Here is a 21,282-nt window from a genome sequence, read left to right as displayed (position 1 = left end):
TTTTCCAATTCAAACGTACAATGCGAGATAGAATTTTCTTGCTCCATGGATATTTTAATTCTAAAATGCTCATTCATTGATCAGGAAGTTAGATAAAATGATAAAAAAATCTTCTTTATTCCTTTATTTTCTGGTAAATACTCTTTCAGCATTTGCTTGGAATACTCCAGATATAAGAACTTATAAATATACGTTTTCCAAAGCGGAAAATTTTAAAGTTTCTTATGCAGATTATCCCAAAGGCCAAGAACAATTTTTTGAACTTCAATTTAAGCACAATGCAACATTACCTCATGAAATTAATACCCAACTTCATGGATTAAAAATATCGGGTAATAATCATAGTGATGATTTATTCATGTATGCCTATAAAAAGGTAACAGGTTTAAAACCCAATACAAATTATCATGTTAGTTTTTCCTTAGAATTTGCGTCCAATGCCATAGGAGGATCTTCAGGGGTAGGTGGCTCTCCTGGTGACTCAGTGTATGTAAAAATTGGAGCTGTCTCCAAAGAACCACAACGCTATGTAGACAATAATTACTATCAAATCGATTTAGATAAAGGAAATCAAGAGCTTGATGGCAAAGATATGCTCCTTATTGGAACCATTGGAGTAGATACTCAAGACTCAATCTATAGACTAAAAACCTTACCCTATTCACCTAATGAAGAAATGCAAGCTAAAATTGCCAACTATACAGTCACTACAAATAATCATGGGGAGATTTGGTTGGTCCTAGGAACTGACTCAGGTTATGAAAGTACTACTACAATTTTTTACACGAACCTATCTGTAACATTCAAGGAACTGCTTCATCCAACCAAATCTCCCCGTCTAAGGCAAAATATTACCAACCAAAGTAAACTTTATACAGTAAAAAAAGACCGATAATTAATGTGATTACAGCGCAAACGTTCAATTTCTCCGATTTGTCTATAGCTTTATTCCAAATTTTATAAACGGTATCCGGACAATAGAGTCTGAATATGCCACCAATAAGTATCAGCCATGCGATGATAGTCACTATAACAGGCCATCCCATAACCCAAACATTATGGCTTATAACCATTAAAAGACCAATAATTAATGTGATAATTCCAACAACCAACATTACAGCTCGTTGTCCCATCAATTCTTTCATTGCTGTTACTACAATGTCGCGTCTTACAAGTAAAAGCAGACTCATAATCACAAAATACCAACCGATTACAGTAGCTAAAAAATTGGTATTCATTTTAATCTCCTAAACTACATCCCCTCTATTTAAATTATAGTTCAATACTCCCCTTAAAACGTGGTGAATAGAAGAAAAACAACTAAACTTAATAATATAAGGTTTGGATCAAGGATTCTTAAAATGAAAGAGCAATTCACTGCACATGTGTACTGTAAAGAAGAAAAAATTGCGACCCAAACCGGAAATGATCTGGAGAAGCTTTATACATGGATGCTAACCCATGTCAATGGAAATTTTTATGACATACATGGTGAAATCATTGATAATCAAACCAATGAAGTGGTTAGAACATTCCGTAAAGCGTCTATGGAATAGGTTAGCCCTATATAACACTGCATGAGCAGCTATTTTACCTAATAAAAAAAACATTAAGGTAATCTTAAGAAAATCATCAAAAAACCACGGGAATAAAATCGAAAAAAATTATTGCGACAAGCAGAGACATTGAAGCTATTGGTAATTGAGAAATTTATTGTTGACGTGGTCTATAATATATATGGACTCTTGATTTGTGAGGTATCGAAAATGAAACGTAAACATCTTAATCCGCTCAAAGAGAAAGGGAAAAAGGAGGCTCTTTCTGAGGAATCATTGCAAAATATTGCAGGTGGGGCCATAGGTAAAGTCGAAGGTCAGGGCCGTTTGGACATGCTACAAGCAAAAAGAGCAGTAAGGTTATCTGCTAGAGACGCTGCGTCAACTGCTGACATTAAGGCACAAATAGCTTCCGCCGAAAAAGCCGATATAAGAGTAAAGGAACCTTTGGCAGATTTTGGAGCAGTTAAAAAAGCTCGGTGAGCAATCATTGCAAATAGCAGGAGTGTTAATAAGACCTCTTTAATGATAGACAAATTATATGTAACGTCTGACGGCCAGGTTTCATGTCTATAAATTCTACAATTTTTGTTGCTGGCTTGTCAAACCAGCAACGGATTTAAGTTGATTTTACCGTTTCAATTTCCTCAAAAATTTTTGTTCTGTCCTATACTTTAATTGCATTCTAATATCGTCAATCAAACTAAGGATGCATCATGAATGCAATAGATGCTTTAAAAAAATCTTCGATTTTCTTCAAACTTAATGAACGTATTTTATGGCGTATTGCCGCTCTCGGTAATGAAAAACAATTTGTGACAGATGATTATTTAATGAAGGAAGGACAGATTGGCGATCAATGTTTTATTTTGATTTCCGGCAAGGTAGAAATTTTCCGCATATTGGGGGATGACAGAAAACTTGTTATTGCCCAGTTAGGACCGGGAGAAATTCTGGGCGAACTGGCAATTATTGATGAACTTCCTCGCTCGGCCAATGTCATTGCATTGGAACCAACCAGTACAATTGCCATTTCTGCCTGGGATTTCAAAGCACAATTGCAAGCTTATCCGGAGATTGCCTTGCAATTATTACCTGTTTTGGCTCAGCGTTTGCGCAAAACACAAGATAAACTTTTTCAGATGCAAAACCATGAGTAACAATAAAGGTTCGATCAAATTTCGTAAAAAAGCGTTAGAACATATTAATAATCCAGTGCCACTGGATGATACACTTCAAGTAATCACTTTAAAAAACTGGCTTAAATTCCTGGTATTAATCTTGATAATTGGAGGATGTTTAATTTGGCTAATTTGGGGAAAACTCTTCATCCGTACTTCTGGAAAAGGAGTATTAATGAGTCTGAGCGGTGACATTGAAACAGTTCAGGCCGCAGAGAATGCTGGTTTTGTGCAACAAATTAATGTGCGTGTCGGACAACATATTCCCAAAGACACCATTTTGGCCACAATAAACAGCGATCTGGCCACACAATTACAGTTGCAAGAAAATTATCTGAAGAAACTCAAGCACGAACAGCAAGTTTTATCTAAACGCGCTGATTTCGTGGTAAAAGATTTAAAAGCCAAACAGGAAGAGCAGATTGTTAAAATTAATGCTAGTTTGCAAGCAGCAAAGGAAAAATTAAAACAGCTCGAGGTATTATTGATTCTTAAAGAAAAAGCAATGAAAAAAGGAATCCTTGATTTACCCAATGTAACTGAAACACGTATTGAATATTACAGATTGCTGCAAGAAATTAACTCCCATGAAGCTGATCTGATTCTTATGCAAAGCAATCTTGTTGAATTACAAGACAAATGGCAAGAACGTCAGAAAGAGCTGGCTCTGATTATTTATAAAGAAGAGCATGAATATCAATTAATAAAAAAACGTTGGCAACAAACCAATCTTGTTAAAAGTCCTACTTCTGGAATTATTGCGGAAATTCGCGTTAAATCAGGGGATTATGTTCAACCAGGGCATCCCTTGATCAGCATCATACCCACGGATCAAAATTTATATGCACTTGTTTTCGTACCAGCCAGCAAAGGGAAATTGATCAAACCTGGTATGAAGGCACAAATCGCACCAGCAATGATTAATAAATTTGAGTTTGGCGCAATAAAGGGAAAAGTTGAATCAATCTCACCCTTACCCGTAACGCCACAAATGATGCTCACCTTGCTAAAAAATCAACAGATGGTCAATGCCCTTTTACCAGAGGAGCCACAATTAGCAGTCCGAGTACTGTTACTAAAAAATCCTGCAACACCCACTGGTTACCAGTGGACCACTTCACAAGGACCATTAATTCACTTAACCCAAGGTACGTTGGTGGATGCTCTGTTTGATGTAGAAGTCAAAAAACCAATTAATATTCTGATGCATTTAACCTTTAAATCAACTGTTCAGGATAAAATAGATGAATCCTCGAAAAATGAGCCAAAGGCGCGCTAAAACGCCCGTCATTTTACAAATGGAGGCAACTGAATGTGGCTCAACAGCACTGGCTATTATCATGGCCTATTATGGTAAATTTGTTACATCAGAAGAAATTCGTTCCGTTTGTAGCGTGTCTCGTGACGGCACAACAGCAATCAATATTGTTAGAGCAGCTCGGCATTATGGGATGAACGCTCATGGTTATAATTTGGATATCGACGAATTAAACCAGGTTGAAGTGCCTTTTATTGTCTTCTGGGAGTTCAATCATTTTTTAATTGTGGAAGGGTATAATCAACAAAAAGTATATCTAAATGATCCAGCGAAAGGTTCAAGAATTGTTGACTGGGACGAATTTGAAGAAGGATATACCGGGGTTGTTTTGGAGATTGAGCCCGGAGAAACATTTATTCGCAGCGGCCAACCTGAACCTGGCACATTTCATTTACTTTGGCAACGAGTAGGGCACAATCAAATTGCGTTATTATTCATTAGCTTGATCACTCTCTTTTTAATCTTACCCAAAGCAGCTATTCCTTTATTCACCAAAATCTTCATTGACGAGCTTTTGACCAATCATCAAACCAGTTTAATTCTACCCATTTTTCTTGGTATTGGCACAGCCACACTCATTGAGATATTACTAATCTGGTTACAACGACAATCGCTAATTCGTTTGAAAATTAAATTGGAAATGATCAATACCATGTCTTTTTTATGGCATCTTTTGCACATCCCCATGCGCTATTTTCAACAACGTTCAACGGGTGACATCATCGATCGCCAGCAAGTCAATGAACATGTATCGGCAACACTTGCAGAAGACGTACCTGATGCATTGGTACATTGCATCGAAATCCTTGCCTACAGCACAATTATTCTAATCCTGAGCTGGCCAATAGGCATTATCGTTATTTTACTGATCGTGGCCAACATCATTATACTGATTAACACCAAACGCTATCTAATTAATTTAAGCCGACGCTTTGCTCAGGAGCAAGGCAAACTCTATGGCATTGAAATGAATGGATTGCAAATTATTGAAACAATCCGAGTAGGCGCTTTAGAAGATCATTTTTTTAATCGCTGGCTAGGTCATTACACTGGTCTTTTGCAATCAGAGCAACGAATCACCTGGTGTAAGATGTTGATTAATTTATTTCCACAATCTATCGGATTTTGCATTACTCTGATTATTCTCTGTTTAGGGGCTTATCTGACAATGATTGGCCAAATTACTGTTGGAACAATTATCGCACTGCAGGCTCTTGCGGGGCTTACCCTTGGTCCATTGAATCAATTAATTGGTTTTATTAATACAATTAATGAAATACGTGGGGATTTGGTTCGTTTGAATGATGTTATGGATACCAAAATTGATTCTCATTTTGAAGTTGAAGACACCTTTAAATCCGATTTTTTACAAAAAAAATCAGATACGATTTTACAGATTCAAACTTTATCCTATAGCTATTCTCCTCTGGATCCTCCAATAATCAATGAATTATCCCTCTCAGTATTTGCGGGACAGCGTGTTGCATTGGTTGGGGCTAGTGGTAGTGGTAAATCGACTCTTGCCCAATTAATTTGTGGTTTGTTTCATGCGAACACAGGACAAATTCTTATTAATAACTATCCACTCGCCCATTTAAGTCGTCAGGCATTGAGCCAATTTATTGCTTATGTCGATCAAAATGCTTTTTTCTTTCAAGGCAGCTTGCGCGATAACTTAACCTTTTGGAACCCTCACATCCCCGATCAAGAAATTTATCCTTTGTTACGTCTGGTGAACCTTGAAGAAGAAATCCGGTCCCGCGGTGGTTTGGAGATGAGCATAACTGAAGGAGGAAGTAATTTAAGCGGTGGTCAATGCCAGCGTTTGGAAATTGTTAGAGCCTTACTGCGAAAACCCCAATTACTTATTTTGGATGAGGCCACTGCTGCACTGGATCTTCATACTGAATCAATTATTTATCAAAATTTCATTGCCCTGAATTGTACCTTATTCATTATTGCGCATCGTCTTCATGCAATACGAAATTGCGATCAAATTCTGGTATTGCACAATGGATGTATCGCTGAACAAGGAACGCATACCGAGTTAATGGAACTTAAGGGGATTTATTATGAACAAGCCAGGATGGAAAAAATATGAATAATATCGAGCAACTTCCGCCTGATTGTGAACGTATTCTTCAGGAAGTTATTAATCACCATGCTCATGCTCATCAATCACTTGATTTTGAAAAACGTTGCCTTGCTTTATGTCAAATCATCGCAAAAGTATCAGGACTAAAATTAACAAACACGACCATTGCTCCAGCCACTCCATTGGAATTGCATTCTTTGCTGAAAACTATTGCACATAATAATCAATTGCATTTACGTGAATTTCGTCTGAAAAAAAACTGGCAAAATTATGATTGCGGGCCTTTTATTGCCCTTTATAACAATCGTCCTTGCGCTTTACTTTATCAGGGTAGATTAGGCTATTTTTTGCTTGATCCGGAAGAAGAAAAACCCCGCAAACTCACTTCGAAAATGGTGAATGAAATTGCATCAAAAGCTTATCTGTTTTGTCCAACCTTGCCAAAAGATAATATACGTATTAAAGATTTATTATCTTTTCTGTTTTATCCTTTCAAAAAAGAAATAACTCACATCATCGTACTACAGTTGTTTATTAGTGTTTTGTTATTAACGATACCTCTCTTCACGGGTTATTTGCTCGACAGCATCATTCCACAAGCGAATATTAACTATTTATTACAGACAACCCTTTTACTGTCATTGGTAATCATGGTGCTTATTATCATTCAACTGATGCAAACCATATTATTCTTGCAACTGACTATTAAAACCCAATACCGCATACAAGTGTCACTTTGGGATCGCCTGCTGCGTCTCCCCCTGCCTTTTTTCCGTCGATTTTCTGCAGGTGACTTGCATTTTCGTTGCAGCGTTCTCAATGCAATTCAGGAGCAACTTCAATCCGGATCGATTCAGGCCTTTGTTACATCACTATTATCCATTTTGAATCTGATTATCATGTTTTCAATTAATACTCAATTAAGCATAACAGTTATTGCCTTCTTGCTAGTGATGATTATTGTAACTTGGTTTATAAATCGCCGAACTTTGCGTGAACAGCGAGAAGTCGTCAATCAAGAAATTCATTTAAATAGCACATTGTTGAGCTTTATTAATAGTATTGCTAAAATTCGTGTTAATCATGAAGAACAGCATGCTTTTCAATGGTGGGGACAATTTTTCAGTGCAAAAATGAAACATCACCGCAATGCGCTTCAATATCAAAATTATTTACAGGTATTCAGTTTAGGGTGGATGGGAATAAGTACCCTGACTATCTACGGTTTAGTCATTTGGCTAGGCACTCAACTCAGCTTTGGACAATTCATTATTTTTAATGCTGCCTTTACACAATTCTTTTCCGCTTTAATTCTATTGGCTAATACCCTGGTTGAATGTATCGAAATAGCGCCGCTTTATCATAAAGTTCAACCTATTTTTCATGAGCCTTTGGAAAAGTCAATTCCTGCCAGTGATGACTCAATTTTTAAGGGAAATATTGTTTTTAATCAGGTCCTGTTTCGTTATCCTCAAAGCGAAAAACCATTGTTTATTGATTTTAATCTAACCATTGAACCTCAATCTTTTGTAGCAATCGTTGGTTCATCAGGGGCCGGGAAATCTACCTTGTTGCGTTTATTACTGAACTTGGAAACAATTGACTCCGGATCGATTAAATATAATGGTATTGATTTACAACAAATCGACATCAACTATTTGCGCTCTCATATTGGGGTAATACTGCAGTCCACTAAAATTATTCCCGGCACTATCTTTGAAAATATCGCTGGACGTAATACGCATCTTTCTCGTGAGGAAGCCTGGGAAATTATAAAGCAAGTAGGACTGGAAGAGGTGATTCATGATTTGCCAATGGGTATAGATACTTTAATTAATGATGGCATACAGACCCTTTCTGGCGGTGAAATGCAACGCATTAATTTAGCTCGTGCCATTAGTGCAAAACCACGTATTTTATTATTGGATGAAGCGACTAGTGCGCTTGATAACAAAGTTCAATATGAAATTCAGCAATTTCTCCATAGCCTCCCTATTACACGCATAGTAGTAGCTCATCGTTTAAGCACCATTCGTCATGCTGATATGATCCATGTCATTGAACAAGGGCGTTGCATTGAATCAGGAAATTATGAAGAACTGCTCCAAGCCAAAGGTGCGTTTTTTCGCATGCTTAAAAGTTAAACTCGCCTGTTCCGCTGCGCTTGGAGAACTACGAAAGAAGCGATTTATCAAAAGAATATTTTTGTAACAGTGATTTGCTCAATCGTCTTAAAAAAAATTATTGACAAAAAAAAGAAAATTTTTATAATTCGTCCCCCCCTGTTAAAAAGCTATTTTAAGGATAGTCATGTCTGAGCCAGAAAAAAAATCCTTATTTAATCTATTTTGGCTGCTCAACTATATTTCTATTGCATCTGTCTCCGCTGCAATTATTACCCCTGCTTTACCGCAAATTCAAACTCAATATAACTTAAGCCCCGGTGCTATTGAATGGGTAATCTCTGCATTTTTAATTGGCTATGTTGTTGGTCAATTAATGTATGCGCCCCTTGCCAATCAATTTGGACGTTTAAAAGCATTACGCATAGGCCTAATGATTAATTTAGTAGGAATTAGTATTTGCTTGTTCGCTATTTTTCAAAATAATTATTGGATACTCGTAAGTGGCCGACTCCTCACTGCACTAGGCTCAGCTAGCGGACTTGCATGTACTTTCATGCTCATCAATGAATGGCTACCTGAGTCACAACGAAAAACTGCTATGGCTTATACCGTATTATCCTTTGCACTAGGCATCGGAATTGCTGTAATGGTTGGAGGAATAATTACCGAATACCTTCATTGGCAAGGATGCTTCTGGTTTCTACTTGCACATGGCATCATCATGCTTTGGGGGACCTCTATCTTTAGTGAAACACTTGTTCATCCTAAACCGATTCATGTTGTAACCATTATTCGGGACTATTACACGGCACTTACATCGGGGCAGCTTGTGATTTTTTCTTTAGTTGTTGGCTGCTGTTCTGCAATATCTTACTGTTTTGCAGCAGCAGGTCCTCAAATAGCCGAAGAGTTATTGAAATTGTCAGCTGCTGAGTATGGCTACTGGAATGGTCTTAATATTGTTGGCATGCTTTTAGGGGGGTTATTAACCAAACAATTACTTGCTCGTTTATCGGCACAGCGAGTCATTGTTATTGGTTTTGTAGGGGTCGCGTTTGGAATCGGTAATCTATTAATCATGTGGTCCATTGCAAGTCAATCATCATTATGGTTTTTCCTGACCACAGCTAGCTTATATTTATTCAGTGGATTATTATTTTCCGGTGGTTCTTTAGTAGCATCAAATGCCCTTACAGATAAAGCCAGTGCTGCAGCCATGATGAGTTTCGTTAATATGTGTTTTGCAACATTGAGTGTCATCGTAATGGGCTATTTGCAAGTCAATCCTTTAGTACGCTTTATTACTATCTTGAGTGCAATTTGGCTACTTACTGTTGTAATGCTAATCACGAGAAGTGCTAAAGAAGGCAAAGAATGCTGCTAAAATAAACTAAGGAATATAAATCCTCTTAAGTGTATTACATATTAATGACAAGTTAAGGCCTGTCCTACTTCCCGTGGCTTGTCCATTGGCTCCAGAGATCTAATCCTAGCGCGAGATTCCTGGAGCCCGTGGACAAGACTCGGAATGTCGAGATGAGAGGAATTTACTCAAAAACGCTTAACTTAGTGCCATTACATGATACATGAGGTGTTTTCATATATGGAGATAATTTTTTATTATTGGAGCACACCGCACAAATGCATAATAATATCCCACGTTCACTACAAAATTTTTTAGATTTAGTGAATACAAAATCACCGGTATATACGCCGGAAGAAGTACGTGAGCTTGCAGAAAAAACAGCTGAAGCCTTTGCGCTGCAACCCAAAACATTTGTTCCATTAATAAGTAATAAAGAAATTAAATTTATTGATCATGAAATAGCAACCCGAATTTACCACCCTGCCCCACAAAAAAAATTGCCCTTGATCCTTTATTTCCATGGTGGTGGACATTTATCAGGTAGCATAGAAACTCATGATGCTCTTTGCCGACGAATTGCTGTGGCTAGTAATTCTGTTGTTGTTTCAGTGGGATATAGGCTAGCTCCAGAATTCCCTTACCCAGCAGGACTTCTCGATTGCCTTGCTGTATTTGAACAAAGAGTGCAGTTATTAGAAGGTTTTCAAGTAAATACAAATCACGTATTTATGGTTGGTGATAGCGCGGGGGGCAATTTAGCACTTTCGGTTTGTCATCAAATGAAAGAGCGCGGCGATAATGAGATTAAAGGATTAGCATTAATCTACCCATCAGTTGATTTTTCAATGAACTATGACTCATATCAACACAATGGGGAAGGTTTTTTACTGACTCGAGAAAAAATTAAATGGTATTTCGATAATTATTTTCGAAATGGGGGAGATCGTATTCAAGCTTCGCCAATTTATTTCAAACACTTAGAATTATTACCACCATGCTATATTGCTGCAGCTGAATACGATCCTTTATTTGATGAAGCTATTGCCTTTGCAAAAAAAATAGATGCATTAGGTGTTGCTGTTCAATTAGAAGAATTTAAGGGAATGATCCATGTTTTTGCTCAATTAGAACTCTTTGTGCCCGATCAAGTTTTTCAGCTCGTTAAATCTATAGGACATTTTATCAAATCATATAGTTAGACGTCTTAATAAGTCTGGCAAATGTACTCCCTTAGAGGATCTTCACAAAATAAAGCACTCTAAAACGTATCAAAACCACTATACTGCTGCCAGATAAGCTCTTCATAAGTACACTCCTGCACAACAGCATGCTGAGGCCCCATTTTTAACCATTCGTAGAATATTTGCAGCTGGTTAACGGTACCACAAGCGAAAACTTCCACACGTCCATCATCAAGATTTCGTGCCCAGCCAGTAATACCTAGCTTTCTCGCTTCCGATTGAGCAGATGCTCGATACCATACTCCTTGGACTTTTCCCGAAACGTAACACCGCATACATATTTGATTAGTCATAGAAATCTATTATTGGTTTTTGGATAAGAAAGTTTATCTTAATTTTAAGAGAAAAGGAGAGAAATAAGGCTATATGATTTAAAGAAATTTCGTTAGAAGAGCTCAATAAATTCGTAAAAAACACAATGTGTTTCTAGGTCAATCGAGGTGATTATAAACCGACATCCCTATATAAAAAAAATTAAACTTAATTTTTACTATACTTAAATTGAGAGAAAAAAAAGCAAAACCAAGGAGGATGTAATGAATACAAATACTTGCATTTCAAAAGTATTACGTTCGGGTATTATTATTGGTTCTTTACTCTTTGCTGTAAGCTATACATCAATTGCAGATGCAGCTCAAGGATGTGGACACGGTTGGCATAGAAACGCTTATGGAGTATGTGTACTTAACAGTCCAGGCCCCGATGCACGACCAGCTCCTTATCATCCAGGATGTTGGCGAAATGTTTGGGGTCAATTACGTTGCTATTGATACTTATTAAATCGGCCTTGCCTTTATCAAGGCAAGGCATTTCTATAACCTTCTACTCTTTCTTTATATATGATTTGAAGTATCTTTAATGAAAACAATTTAAAAATGGATTTCCTATGACCCCAGAAGTAAATGAAGCGTTAAGAAAAATTAGGCAACAAAAACCCTTCATATTAACCATCACAAACTATTTCCCTATGGGATATGTCGCTAGTGGCATACGCAGTATTGGTGGGTTTCCCATCATGTGCAACGCAGAACAAGAGCTTGAAGAATTATTGAAAATTTCAGGATCAGTAGTGATCAATCTAGGAAAATTAGACAATTCATTTATTAAACTATGTAATCATATCTGCAAGATGGCAAAACAACTGGATGTGCCCATTATCTTAGATCCTGTAGGATCTGGTGCAAGCCGATACAGAACGGATGCGGCAATTAGTATGATTAAAAATCATCAAATTTCCATTCTCCGTGGCTACCCCAATGAAATTGCAAGCTTACTTACAGGAGAACTTGCAATCCAAGATAGCATGCATCTTATCGATGAGAAAATTATTATAGAAAATACAAAATCATTATCAAAAAAATATAATATGGCTGTAGTAGTTAGTGGAAAAAGGCATATCGTTGTTGATTCGCAACAAATGGCTCAATTTAATTTTGACTCTGAGCTTTTACAGAAAGTGGCAGGAATAGGAAATTTACTTTCAGGAATTATCAGCGCTTTTCATAGTGTCATTAAAGATCCGTTTTTAGCAGCAAAAAGTTCCGTCCGTTTTTATGCAGAATGTGTTGGACCAACATCATCTACTGCAGTTGGACCTGCCTCCCTAATTATAGAAGTTATCGATAAAATGTACATTAATGCGATAAAAGCGCAATTATTTACATAATCATGTATCATACTCGAAAAATAAGTGATAAAATTTAAACCATTTAGTTAATATTAAGGACAAGAATGAGCTCTTTAATTTCTTTATTGCTGCTTTTATGCTTTTCTGTAAGCTGTATTGCTAGCACTACATCTGAAGTGAGTTTACGCGATAAAATTGGCCAAATGCTTCTTATTGGTTTTGAAGGAAAAAAAATCAATGATCAATCTCCAATAGTAAAAACTATCGAAGAAGAAAATATTGGTGGCGTTATTTTATTTGATTATAATTATCACACAAATAATTTTGATAAAAATATTGAAAGCCCAGAGCAAGTTCATCAACTGAATAGCAATTTGCAATATTTTACTCAACAAGCTAATTTAAAACATCATCGTCCCCAGCTGCCATTACTTATTTCCGTAGATTATGAAGGGGGGAAAGTAAATCGCTTAGGAGAACAGTATGGATTTCCTACCGTTTTGTCAGCAGCTGAAATAGGAAAAAAATCGCTTAATGAAGCAGAATCTACTGCGGAATCAATGACTCAAACGTTAAAAAAAGCGGGGTTTAATGTAAATTTTGCTCCTGAGCTTGATGTAAATGTCAATCCAGACAATCCTATTATTGGCAAAATAGAAAGAAGCTTTTCCAGCGATCCCAAACAGGTCATTCGTTATGCCCGTATCTATACGCAACATTTCTTAAATCAAAAAATCCAATGTGCTTATAAACATTTTCCAGGCCATGGCAGCTCAACCAAGGATTCACACCTGGGATTTGTGGATGTAACCGATACGTGGCAAACCTATGAATTAGAGCCTTTTGAGCAACTACTAAGTTCATCTACCTCCTGCGGTATTGTTATGACAGCACATCTTGTAAATCGACAATTGGATCCTTCTGGAATACCCGCAACACTATCTCATAAAATTTTAACTGATCTTTTACGCAAGCAACTTCATTTTAAAGGGGTTATTATTACTGATGATATGCAAATGAAAGCTATTAGTGATAATTATGGACTTGAACGAGCATTAGTATTAGCAATAAATGCCGGTGCAGATATGTTACTATTTGGTAATAATTTACCTATAGCACCACAAGATCCCAAACAGGTGATCGATCTCATTGAAGCTAAAGTCAATTCAGGCGAGATAAGCCAAGAAAGAATCAACGAGGCTTATCAGCATATTGTTGCTTTAAAAAATTCGCTTAATTAACGAGAGTTAATTTGAGGTTATTTTATTAGCCTAAATGTAAAAAGAGTAAGCGTTCACATAATCTTCCAATTACCCATAAGTAATTGTCTGTGTATTTTCGTCGTTACGAGCCGATATACAGGGTCTGAAAAACGTACCGCACGAACTTCGCAATTTTTATACAAATTGTGACGTTCGTTAAGAGCCTTGGTGAAGCAATCTAGATCGGTATTGCATTGAAGACTTGAGCTGGATTGCTTCACTTTGTTCGCAATGACAAGTATTTTTTATCTGACTCTTAATAAAGAAAGACATACTCCGAGAGCACTCATTAAAAACCTGGGGCTGCCTTGCTCCCCAAGTTGTCTCATTATCATTTGGCTACTCGTTGAAATAGAATTTCTACGTCCACGTCAATACCAGGAAGAACTGTTAGAGTACCGTTGGAGCTACCCGAATTTGTTGAAAAATTACCTGTTAAATTACCATATTCTGTCTTTACGGTAACTTGACCATTAGTACATACCCCCGTCAATGCATGTTTAGTATATGAGGGGCAAAAAGTCGATCCCGAAAGCTTACGCGCCTCCACCTCTAGTGTAAAATTACCTGCGCTGTCTAACTCACTTATTGTTCCCGATCCTTCATAATGGCACTTTATCCACCTATTATGAGTTGCTGTTCCTGCTCCCTTCCAATTTCCAGAGACATTTTTACAATCATTGGTACTTGAATAAAAAGTAAAATCAGCATGAGCTGCTGTAGTCAAAGAGAGTGCACTAACCATCAATCCGATAAATGATTTTCCTTTCATTTTTTTTCCTTAAAAATTAAGAAATAAAATACAAACAGTTCCTGTTTGTAACCAATCCCGAGAGTATTTTACGTTATAAGAGCAACAGTGCAACAGAAGTATTTACATCATTATGCTAAATTCGGCAGAAAACAAGACTGTAAATCAGTATTCAGCGTCTCTATGAACTCTGTATGCGTGGGGAAGAACATTCATACACAAACAAATAAACAGGCTTGATTAATTGATGAATTATGGGAATCATAATGTGAGGGGTTTTTATCCATGAAAACGCCGTGGTATCATCATTTACAACCCTCTTCACAAAAAGGATTACAAATGTGTAGAAAGAAATTTATCATTTTTGCCTTGTTGATGTTTTTATTTAGCCAAGAAAATATGGCCAATCCAGGTCGTTTTTTCAAGATTAATGCACATGGCTCGGTATTTTCAATTAAAACCGTAGTGCCCAATCATCTTTACCCTCAAGCCAGTTTGAAAGTAATTTCAAGAAACGCTTATTTTTCTAAGGCAAATTGTGATCAGGTTTTAAATAACCGCTGTTTGTTTCGAGTTAGTAACACGCAGGCAAAACAAATTGTCATTACAGGTAAAAATGGACCAATTGAATTGGAGCTTTGTTTGAATGGAGTTGAACCCGTAACATGCCAGCGATACTTCTCAACGCTTATAAACAATACTGCCACGGTGGGTAGCGTCACCATAAACAACATATTAAACCCTCTAACCTATTTTAGTGATAATCTTGGTTTAACCTGGAGTGACTCTATTCTTCCAACTTTTCCAACGGGTGCAACCAGTGTCAAACTTGGAGCAGTTTCCTGTAATTCAAGACTTTGCGTCACTGGGGGATATACTGATAGTGCAGCATTATTTTATATCTCTACGAATGGAGGAAGATCTTGGGGAAATCCAATTACGGTTAATGGACCAGTTGGGAATACAAAAGTTGAAATCAATAGTTTAAATTGCTCCGCGACCGGTCGATGTGTAGCAGTTGGTCTAGTAGAGTTTCCTGGAGTGGTAAACGGCTTAAGTATGATTTCCACTAACAATGGAGTGACCTGGACACTTTCCTCGAATCAACCGCTTCCACCAGACAATAACTCTACGCAATTATGGGGCGTCAGTTGTTCTCAAGATGGTTTAATCTGTATTGCTACTGGCTGGGCAGTTATTAACGGAGAGGATGCACCAGTTACCTATACTTCACTCAATGGAGGGAACTCCTGGCTACCTGCTGTACTCCCAACCTTACCAACCGCCCAAGGCTACCAGAGTGGTGTATTATTCAGTGTCGCTTGCTCATCAACAGGTAAACAATGTGTAAGTGCGGGTTATGCTCAAACAGATGCTTCTTCACCAGCGGCTGTGCCAGTAAGTTATCAAACAACAGATGCAGGTATAACCTGGAAGAGTGCGGTGTTGCCTAATGTGCCGTTAAATAGTTTGAACAGCGAGATTAAAGGGGTTTCCTGCGATAGTCAGGGATTACAATGTGTGGCTGCTGGAGCTACGATTTACTCCAGTGGAGTGAATGCCAATTTAATTTATACAAGCACAAATGGTGGCGCCACTTGGGGGAGTCCTATACTTCTTAACGGACCAAGCAATTCAGATAGTAATAAATTAAATACAGTATTTTGCTACAGCATAGGCCAAATATGTATTGCAATAGGGCATGGATCGAATGCATCAGGAGGTTTTATCCCCTATAGCTACACCTCTATCGATGGAGGAAGCACTTGGTCCGAACCAAGCTTGATGAGTGTGGTATCCAACACAACGGATAGTGATCTATTTGGCGCAAGCGGGGGATAAAAAGATCGCCTCTCTGCTTCGATTTACTGGGTTGATAATTTGCAATGCTCAGCCCAGTAAACTGATAATTGCTATTGCGATGGGTTGGGCAAAATCTCCACAACATGTGCGAGCCATTTTTTGTTATCGGCTCTAATAATGGTATTAGTTCTACCATAAACAGATTGATTTAGAGGACAATGAATGAATGTTGCTAAAGTTCTATTACAGCTTACTTTAAAATAATTTCGATCTTGAGTCAGTACTTGCACATCATACTGGGTTAGCAATCTACCAAAAGGAATGTTCGTATGGAGTACATCATCCACAAGTGTTTTTGGAAGTTCATTAAAATTTATCGTAATAAACGCTAATTCAGCAACAATTACTTCTTTTTTTGTCTGTGCCAGTTCAGGCTGATTTCGTTCCTTATTCTTATCCACCAACATGATAATAGAGCGATGATAGATAGTACTCGATTGTTCTAAGTGGGCCTCAATTGTTTTTACAATTGCCGTCCGACCATAATATTTTTCAATGGCTTTGGTCATTAATGGTTGAGTCAATAAGTCATTGTATGGACTTGGCAATTGAGATGGATTAACTTTTGTTCCAATCTTATCAATCTCAGCAAGTTTATTGACTTCTACATAAGGCGTATTAATTTCAGATGAACCATTAGCCGAACTTATTTTGCAAACAAGCAATAAGGTAGTTAATGGAAAAATAAAAAAAGTTCTTTTAATTATTTTCAATAGTAGCATCCTTTGCTCTTTGTATTGATATTAGTATAGATATGCTTGAGAAAAACTCCACGGCCTGAGTATTAGACCGTGGACTGCATAATTACATGCTTAAAGAGCTGCTCTTTTCTTCTTCGTTTTCGCTATCATCTTCGTTTGCAGCACCTAACATTTCCATCATTGAGCTTAGCGCAAGCATTGCCAGAACACGCTCATCACCATGTATGATACCCATAACTAATCCATCATCATCTAAACCAATAAAATGGAGGTGATCTTGTGCACCTTCTGGGCAAGGCATGTAGATTCTACGGCCAAAAAAGCTATTTAGGTTTCTTGCTTGAGCATTTTGTGTTCTTGGCTGCTCGGTTTGTTCAGAAGTTGTGTTTTTTTCTTCTGTAGATTCTGAGCTTTGAGAAAGATTCTCTTTGACTTCTTCTGAGTTTTGCTCCACTTTTTGTTCTACAGTTTCTTCAGTACTTTTTTCCAAATTCTCTTCTGAATTAACCTCTATACGCTCGCGCATACAAATCTCCTTAAAAGTTAAACTAACAAATAAAACAAAATTGAAATATGAAAAAAGAGCATTTTATTAATAAAATGTTTTTTTCGGGGGCAAGTTTACAATTAACTTACAAATTTTGGTAGAGCAAATAAACAAATTTTGTTTTTTTTATTGCTTTCGAAAATCAAAAAAGTATGATAGTAAGAGAATCAAATGATGTCTTTTGCCCAAATAATTCATTATACGACCAATCAAATGAAAAAAAACTCAACTAAACCATCTTATCTTAAAAAGGCATTTCAATTATTTAGTGATTATTTTATTAACTCTGATCAAAAATTAACTGCCTGGCTCTTACTTGGAGGCATGATACTGTGCATCCTTGCCCTTGTTGGGTTAGCAGCCTGCCTGCCCTGGGGATTTTTAGGATTTTGGACAGCACTTACCGCAAAAGAACTTACTGGATTTCTTTTTTACAGCGGCATAATCGCTTTAACCAGTGCAGCTATTGTTGCTGTAGGTACTTTAATGGATTATTTAACCGAAACATTGTCCATTCAATGGCGGTCATGGTTAACCACAAAGTTTATTAACAAATACCTCTTTGGGAAAAAAAATTATTTAGATTTAGCACGTATTTCAACTCATATTGATAATCCCGATCAACGCATTCAAGATAACATTGAAAACTTTGTAGACCGCACTCTTTCATTAAGTACTGATTTTCTCAGATCTTCATTAACTTTAGCTGCCTTTATTGGAACTTTATGGATCCTTGGTAGCTCCCTCCCCATAGTAGTATTTGGCGCTACGATTATTATCCCCGGATATTTAGTATGGACTTCCTTATTTGTTGCATTAATCAATAGCGTCATTACTCATGTGTTAGGCAAATCATTAACAATGATGAACCAAAAAGAAGAGCGTTTAGAAGCAAAATTTAGGAAAGATTTGGAATTTGTTCATAATGAATCTGAAAATATCGCTCTTGAGGCTGGAGAAAAATACCATCAAAAAAGATTAGCAAAAGATTTAGATCATATCTCTCAAAATGCTTTTCAAAAGCTCGGGGTTAAACTCAAAGTTTCCGCTTTTCAAACAAGTTATAATTATATTGCTGAAATATTACCTTATTTCTTTACTGCCCCCGCTTACTTCACAGGATTAATCAACTTTAACCAAATTATGCAAGTTGGAGTTGCTTTTGGTGAAGTCAGCAAGGCTTTAAATTGGTTCGTTGACTCCTATACCTCCCTAAAAAAATATCAAACGAGTATCGAGCGAATTATCGAACTTGAAGAGGAGTTGGATAATGAAAATAGCAAAGTAAGCCAAAAAAATATTCGTATTCATCAGTCTCAATCAAATGCATTAATCATAAAAAATTTAAATATTGCCTATCCACATACTGCAAATCCTCGCTACATGATGCGCGATTTAAATTTAGAGTTTAAACCTGGCGAAAATACATTGATTAAAGCACCTTCGGGTTTTGGTAAAAGTACCTTTTTCAAAGCAATTCGTAATACATGGGGGCATGGCAAAGGAGAAATTAATATTCCCCAACAACAGAAAACGTATTTCTTACCTCAAAGACCATTAATTCCTCATGACTCATTAAAAGCCATACTTGCTTATCCTGATTCAATCAGCACCTATACAGAGGAACAATATAATGCTGCATTACTTGCAGTGGGTGGAAATATGGACCGGTTTATTCCAGAATTAGATAAAAAAGATACTTGGTCAAAAAGACTATCCCTTGGTCAACAACAACGAATTTCTTTTGCAAGAGCCCTATTAAAGAAACCTGATTGGCTCTTTTTAGACGAAGCTACTGCTTCATTAGATGAGCAAAGTGAAGATCAACTTTATAGCCTTCTAAAAGAAAAATTACCTAAAACAACAGTGATCAGTATTGCACATCGCTCTACAGTGATGAAATTTCATCAACGTGTGGTACAGTTTGAAGCACCAACAGAAGAAACACGACAAAGTAGCCTAGCATGTTAATGTTTCATTAATTGAGAAAATTATTGGGTGTTTTAAGCATCCAGGGAGAGAGTTATTAATGAATGCATACCAAAAATTAGAACACCATTTAAAGAAATATTATGATTTTGAAAATTTAGCAGCTATTGTTTCCTGGGATGAAGCAGCGATGATGCCTGCCGGTGGCGGAAAAGCACGTGCAGAAGCTTTAGCTACTTTAAGTGCAGTTCAACATGGATGGTTAACCCATAAAAAAGTAGCTGAGTTAATCAAACAGGCAAAAGATCTAGAAGAATTATCGCTTTGGCAGCAAAGAAATCTCTATTGGATAGAGAAAAAATATCAGCAATCAACCTGCATTCCTGCAAAATTAATTGAAGAATATACTAATGAATCGTTAATTTGTGCTCAGGCTTGGCGAGAATTACGCTCAAAAAATGATTGGAAAACATTTAAACCTTATTTGGAGAAATTATTTAAAAAGGTTAAAACCATTACTGATATCAAGTCACAAGTATTTCATAAATCATCTTTGGATGTTTTAATTGATGAATATTCGCCTGATTTAGATTGTAAGACGATCACTCCTATTTTTAACGCTTTAAAACAAGAATTACCATCACTTATTCCAAAGATCCTCGAAAAACAAAACCAGCGTGAACTAAAACCCATTTCAGGCCATTTCCCTATCGAACAACAAAAACAACTGGGAATGGAAATCATGTCTCATTTGGGCTTTGATTTTAATCATGGTCGATTAGATATAAGTCATCACCCATTCTGCGGAGGAATTTCAAGTGATGTACGCATCACCACACGTTATAATCAACATGAGTTTTTATCGTCTTTAATGGCAATTACTCATGAAACAGGCCATGCTTTATACGAACAAGGATTGTTAAACGAATGGAGGACTCAACCTGTAGGTCATTCCTTGGGGATGTCGGTACATGAAAGTCAATCATTGCTTATTGAAATGCAAATCTGCCGAAGTTTAGCATTTATCCATTTTATCACTCCTCTTGTGCAAAAATATTTTCCCGAAGCCCAAAATATAACCACAGACAATGTGTTTTATCATTATACACGAGTCCAACCAGGCTTTATTCGTGTTGATGCAGATGAGGTCACCTATCCCTTACATGTAATCCTTCGGTATGAAATAGAACAATTACTATTTGCTGCTGAAATTACGATTGATGATTTACCCTCGGTATGGAACTCCTATATGCAAAAATATTTAGGCTTATCAACTCTAGGTGATGATAAAAATGGAGTTATGCAAGACGTTCATTGGCCATCAGGAATTTTTGGCTATTTTCCTGCTTATACCTTTGGTGCCTTAATTGCTGCACAGCTGTTTGCCGCATTAAAAAAATCAATTCCTGACATTAAAGATCAAGTAAAGGAAGGCCAATTTAAGCCTTTATTAGGATGGCTAAGAGAAAATCTTCACCAAAAGGGTAGATTATATCCTTATCAAGAGCTGATACGCCAAGCAACAGGCGAGGAATTGAACTCAGATTATTATTTTGCTCATATCAAAGAAAAATACTTATAAGTACATTCGAAAGAGCATCTCATTAGAGTGTATTTAAGACAAGATTTGTGCTCCTATACCCTCCGCTTTCGCGAAGGGTGACGAGAACTTAGTTAACGTGAGTTCGACATAAAAAATAAGTAATTTTTTATGTCGAA

20 protein-coding genes are annotated in these 21,282 nt (G+C 36.9%); 15 read left to right on the top strand and 5 right to left on the bottom strand.

Annotated elements, in window-relative coordinates; translation table 11 throughout:
* Positions 1 to 97 precede the first annotated feature (97 nt).
* Positions 98 to 895: a hypothetical protein gene (locus Lgra_RS08210; protein ID WP_238584402.1), complete on the top strand. Its 798-nt coding sequence runs from the start codon at positions 98 to 100 to the stop codon at positions 893 to 895.
* On the opposite strand, the gene Lgra_RS08205 is transcribed toward Lgra_RS08210, so the two are convergent.
* A complete protein-coding gene (locus Lgra_RS08205; RefSeq protein ID WP_058498784.1) occupies positions 852 to 1,238 on the bottom strand; it encodes a hypothetical protein in 387 nt (128 codons plus the stop codon). The two genes, Lgra_RS08210 and Lgra_RS08205, sit on opposite strands and share 44 nt — an antisense overlap.
* Before the next feature lie 123 nt (positions 1,239 to 1,361).
* Here Lgra_RS08205 and Lgra_RS08200 point away from each other — a divergent pair, with 123 nt between their 5' ends.
* The 8 genes from Lgra_RS08200 to Lgra_RS08165 all read left to right on the top strand — a co-directional run bounded on the left by Lgra_RS08200 (position 1,362) and on the right by Lgra_RS08165 (position 10,841).
* A complete protein-coding gene (locus Lgra_RS08200; protein ID WP_058498783.1) occupies positions 1,362 to 1,556 on the top strand; it encodes a hypothetical protein in 195 nt (64 codons plus the stop codon).
* Positions 1,557 to 1,766: 210 nt separating this feature from the next.
* Positions 1,767 to 2,039, top strand: a complete 273-nt coding sequence (locus Lgra_RS08195) for a hypothetical protein (RefSeq protein WP_131743502.1) — start codon at positions 1,767 to 1,769, stop codon at positions 2,037 to 2,039.
* A 233-nt stretch (positions 2,040 to 2,272) separates the two neighbouring features.
* The gene (locus tag Lgra_RS08190) at positions 2,273 to 2,716 is read left to right on the top strand and encodes a Crp/Fnr family transcriptional regulator (protein WP_058498781.1); all 444 of its coding nucleotides are present in this window, start codon (positions 2,273 to 2,275) and stop codon (positions 2,714 to 2,716) included.
* Entirely contained in the window at positions 2,709 to 4,016 is a 1,308-nt protein-coding gene (locus Lgra_RS08185) for an NHLP bacteriocin system secretion protein (RefSeq protein ID WP_058498780.1), read from the top strand. The genes Lgra_RS08190 and Lgra_RS08185 overlap by 8 nt, the downstream gene beginning before the upstream one ends.
* Positions 3,982 to 6,156, top strand: coding sequence for a cysteine peptidase family C39 domain-containing protein (locus Lgra_RS08180; protein ID WP_058498779.1), 2,175 nt, complete (start codon positions 3,982 to 3,984; stop codon positions 6,154 to 6,156). The genes Lgra_RS08185 and Lgra_RS08180 overlap by 35 nt, the downstream gene beginning before the upstream one ends.
* Positions 6,153 to 8,294: an ATP-binding cassette domain-containing protein gene (locus Lgra_RS08175; RefSeq protein ID WP_058498778.1), complete on the top strand. Its 2,142-nt coding sequence runs from the start codon at positions 6,153 to 6,155 to the stop codon at positions 8,292 to 8,294. Before Lgra_RS08180 ends, Lgra_RS08175 begins: the two co-directional genes overlap by 4 nt.
* Positions 8,295 to 8,460: 166 nt before the next feature.
* Entirely contained in the window at positions 8,461 to 9,660 is a 1,200-nt protein-coding gene (locus Lgra_RS08170; RefSeq protein ID WP_058498777.1) for an MFS transporter, read from the top strand.
* 257 nt (positions 9,661 to 9,917) lie between these two features.
* Positions 9,918 to 10,841, top strand: coding sequence for an alpha/beta hydrolase (locus tag Lgra_RS08165; RefSeq protein WP_058498776.1), 924 nt, complete (start codon positions 9,918 to 9,920; stop codon positions 10,839 to 10,841).
* 59 nt (positions 10,842 to 10,900) lie between these two features.
* Here the strand turns inward: Lgra_RS08165 and Lgra_RS08160 are convergent, their stop codons facing one another.
* Entirely contained in the window at positions 10,901 to 11,176 is a 276-nt protein-coding gene (locus tag Lgra_RS08160; protein ID WP_058498775.1) for an acylphosphatase, read from the bottom strand.
* 243 nt (positions 11,177 to 11,419) lie between these two features.
* Between Lgra_RS08160 and Lgra_RS08155 the strand changes: the two genes are divergently transcribed.
* From Lgra_RS08155 to Lgra_RS08145, 3 genes are all read left to right on the top strand, one after another.
* A complete protein-coding gene (locus tag Lgra_RS08155) occupies positions 11,420 to 11,653 on the top strand; it encodes a GCG_CRPN prefix-to-repeats domain-containing protein (protein WP_058498774.1) in 234 nt (77 codons plus the stop codon).
* A gap of 116 nt (positions 11,654 to 11,769) precedes the next feature.
* Positions 11,770 to 12,549, top strand: coding sequence for a hydroxyethylthiazole kinase (thiM, locus tag Lgra_RS08150; protein ID WP_058498773.1), 780 nt, complete (start codon positions 11,770 to 11,772; stop codon positions 12,547 to 12,549).
* 65 nt (positions 12,550 to 12,614) lie between these two features.
* Positions 12,615 to 13,751 (top strand): glycoside hydrolase family 3 protein, encoded by a 1,137-nt coding sequence (locus Lgra_RS08145; RefSeq protein ID WP_058498772.1) that lies wholly within the window; start codon positions 12,615 to 12,617, stop codon positions 13,749 to 13,751.
* A 352-nt stretch (positions 13,752 to 14,103) separates the two neighbouring features.
* On the opposite strand, the gene Lgra_RS08140 is transcribed toward Lgra_RS08145, so the two are convergent.
* On the bottom strand, positions 14,104 to 14,544 hold the full coding sequence (locus Lgra_RS08140; protein ID WP_058498771.1) for a hypothetical protein: 441 nt from the start codon (positions 14,542 to 14,544) through the stop codon (positions 14,104 to 14,106).
* Between the two features lie 264 nt (positions 14,545 to 14,808).
* Here Lgra_RS08140 and Lgra_RS08135 point away from each other — a divergent pair, with 264 nt between their 5' ends.
* A complete protein-coding gene (locus Lgra_RS08135) occupies positions 14,809 to 16,365 on the top strand; it encodes a sialidase family protein (protein WP_058498770.1) in 1,557 nt (518 codons plus the stop codon).
* A 71-nt stretch (positions 16,366 to 16,436) separates the two neighbouring features.
* Here the strand turns inward: Lgra_RS08135 and Lgra_RS08130 are convergent, their stop codons facing one another.
* Positions 16,437 to 17,108 carry a hypothetical protein gene (locus tag Lgra_RS08130; protein WP_058498769.1) on the bottom strand — a complete coding sequence of 224 codons (672 nt, stop codon included), beginning with the start codon at positions 17,106 to 17,108 and terminating at the stop codon, positions 16,437 to 16,439.
* 82 nt (positions 17,109 to 17,190) lie between these two features.
* Positions 17,191 to 17,613, bottom strand: coding sequence for a hypothetical protein (locus tag Lgra_RS08125; protein ID WP_058498768.1), 423 nt, complete (start codon positions 17,611 to 17,613; stop codon positions 17,191 to 17,193).
* 192 nt (positions 17,614 to 17,805) lie between these two features.
* On the opposite strand from Lgra_RS08125, the gene Lgra_RS08120 reads away from it, so the two are divergent.
* Positions 17,806 to 19,605 carry an ABC transporter ATP-binding protein/permease gene (locus Lgra_RS08120; RefSeq protein ID WP_238584401.1) on the top strand — a complete coding sequence of 600 codons (1,800 nt, stop codon included), beginning with the start codon at positions 17,806 to 17,808 and terminating at the stop codon, positions 19,603 to 19,605.
* A gap of 58 nt (positions 19,606 to 19,663) precedes the next feature.
* Positions 19,664 to 21,145, top strand: coding sequence for a carboxypeptidase M32 (locus tag Lgra_RS08115; RefSeq protein WP_058498767.1), 1,482 nt, complete (start codon positions 19,664 to 19,666; stop codon positions 21,143 to 21,145).
* Positions 21,146 to 21,282: the final 137 nt, after the last annotated feature.

The organism is Legionella gratiana (genome assembly GCF_001467695.1).
GTDB lineage: Bacteria > Pseudomonadota > Gammaproteobacteria > Legionellales > Legionellaceae > Legionella > Legionella gratiana.
This window is presented reverse-complemented; position numbering and strand designations above follow the sequence as displayed.

Coding starts and splice junctions, on each gene's coding strand:
- Lgra_RS08185 (WP_058498780.1), top strand. CDS start 2,709: ATGAGTAACAATAAAGGTTCGATCAAATTTCGTAAAAAAGCGTTAGAA.
- Lgra_RS08160 (WP_058498775.1), bottom strand. CDS start 11,176: ATGACTAATCAAATATGTATGCGGTGTTACGTTTCGGGAAAAGTCCAA.
- Lgra_RS08115 (WP_058498767.1), top strand. CDS start 19,664: ATGAATGCATACCAAAAATTAGAACACCATTTAAAGAAATATTATGAT.
- Lgra_RS08130 (WP_058498769.1), bottom strand. CDS start 17,108: ATGCTACTATTGAAAATAATTAAAAGAACTTTTTTTATTTTTCCATTA.
- Lgra_RS08140 (WP_058498771.1), bottom strand. CDS start 14,544: ATGAAAGGAAAATCATTTATCGGATTGATGGTTAGTGCACTCTCTTTG.
- Lgra_RS08200 (WP_058498783.1), top strand. CDS start 1,362: ATGAAAGAGCAATTCACTGCACATGTGTACTGTAAAGAAGAAAAAATT.
- Lgra_RS08210 (WP_238584402.1), top strand. CDS start 98: ATGATAAAAAAATCTTCTTTATTCCTTTATTTTCTGGTAAATACTCTT.
- Lgra_RS08125 (WP_058498768.1), bottom strand. CDS start 17,613: ATGCGCGAGCGTATAGAGGTTAATTCAGAAGAGAATTTGGAAAAAAGT.
- Lgra_RS08155 (WP_058498774.1), top strand. CDS start 11,420: ATGAATACAAATACTTGCATTTCAAAAGTATTACGTTCGGGTATTATT.
- Lgra_RS08165 (WP_058498776.1), top strand. CDS start 9,918: ATGCATAATAATATCCCACGTTCACTACAAAATTTTTTAGATTTAGTG.
- Lgra_RS08180 (WP_058498779.1), top strand. CDS start 3,982: ATGAATCCTCGAAAAATGAGCCAAAGGCGCGCTAAAACGCCCGTCATT.
- thiM (WP_058498773.1), top strand. CDS start 11,770: ATGACCCCAGAAGTAAATGAAGCGTTAAGAAAAATTAGGCAACAAAAA.
- Lgra_RS08120 (WP_238584401.1), top strand. CDS start 17,806: ATGATGTCTTTTGCCCAAATAATTCATTATACGACCAATCAAATGAAA.
- Lgra_RS08205 (WP_058498784.1), bottom strand. CDS start 1,238: ATGAATACCAATTTTTTAGCTACTGTAATCGGTTGGTATTTTGTGATT.
- Lgra_RS08170 (WP_058498777.1), top strand. CDS start 8,461: ATGTCTGAGCCAGAAAAAAAATCCTTATTTAATCTATTTTGGCTGCTC.
- Lgra_RS08195 (WP_131743502.1), top strand. CDS start 1,767: ATGAAACGTAAACATCTTAATCCGCTCAAAGAGAAAGGGAAAAAGGAG.
- Lgra_RS08135 (WP_058498770.1), top strand. CDS start 14,809: ATGAAAACGCCGTGGTATCATCATTTACAACCCTCTTCACAAAAAGGA.
- Lgra_RS08145 (WP_058498772.1), top strand. CDS start 12,615: ATGAGCTCTTTAATTTCTTTATTGCTGCTTTTATGCTTTTCTGTAAGC.
- Lgra_RS08175 (WP_058498778.1), top strand. CDS start 6,153: ATGAATAATATCGAGCAACTTCCGCCTGATTGTGAACGTATTCTTCAG.
- Lgra_RS08190 (WP_058498781.1), top strand. CDS start 2,273: ATGAATGCAATAGATGCTTTAAAAAAATCTTCGATTTTCTTCAAACTT.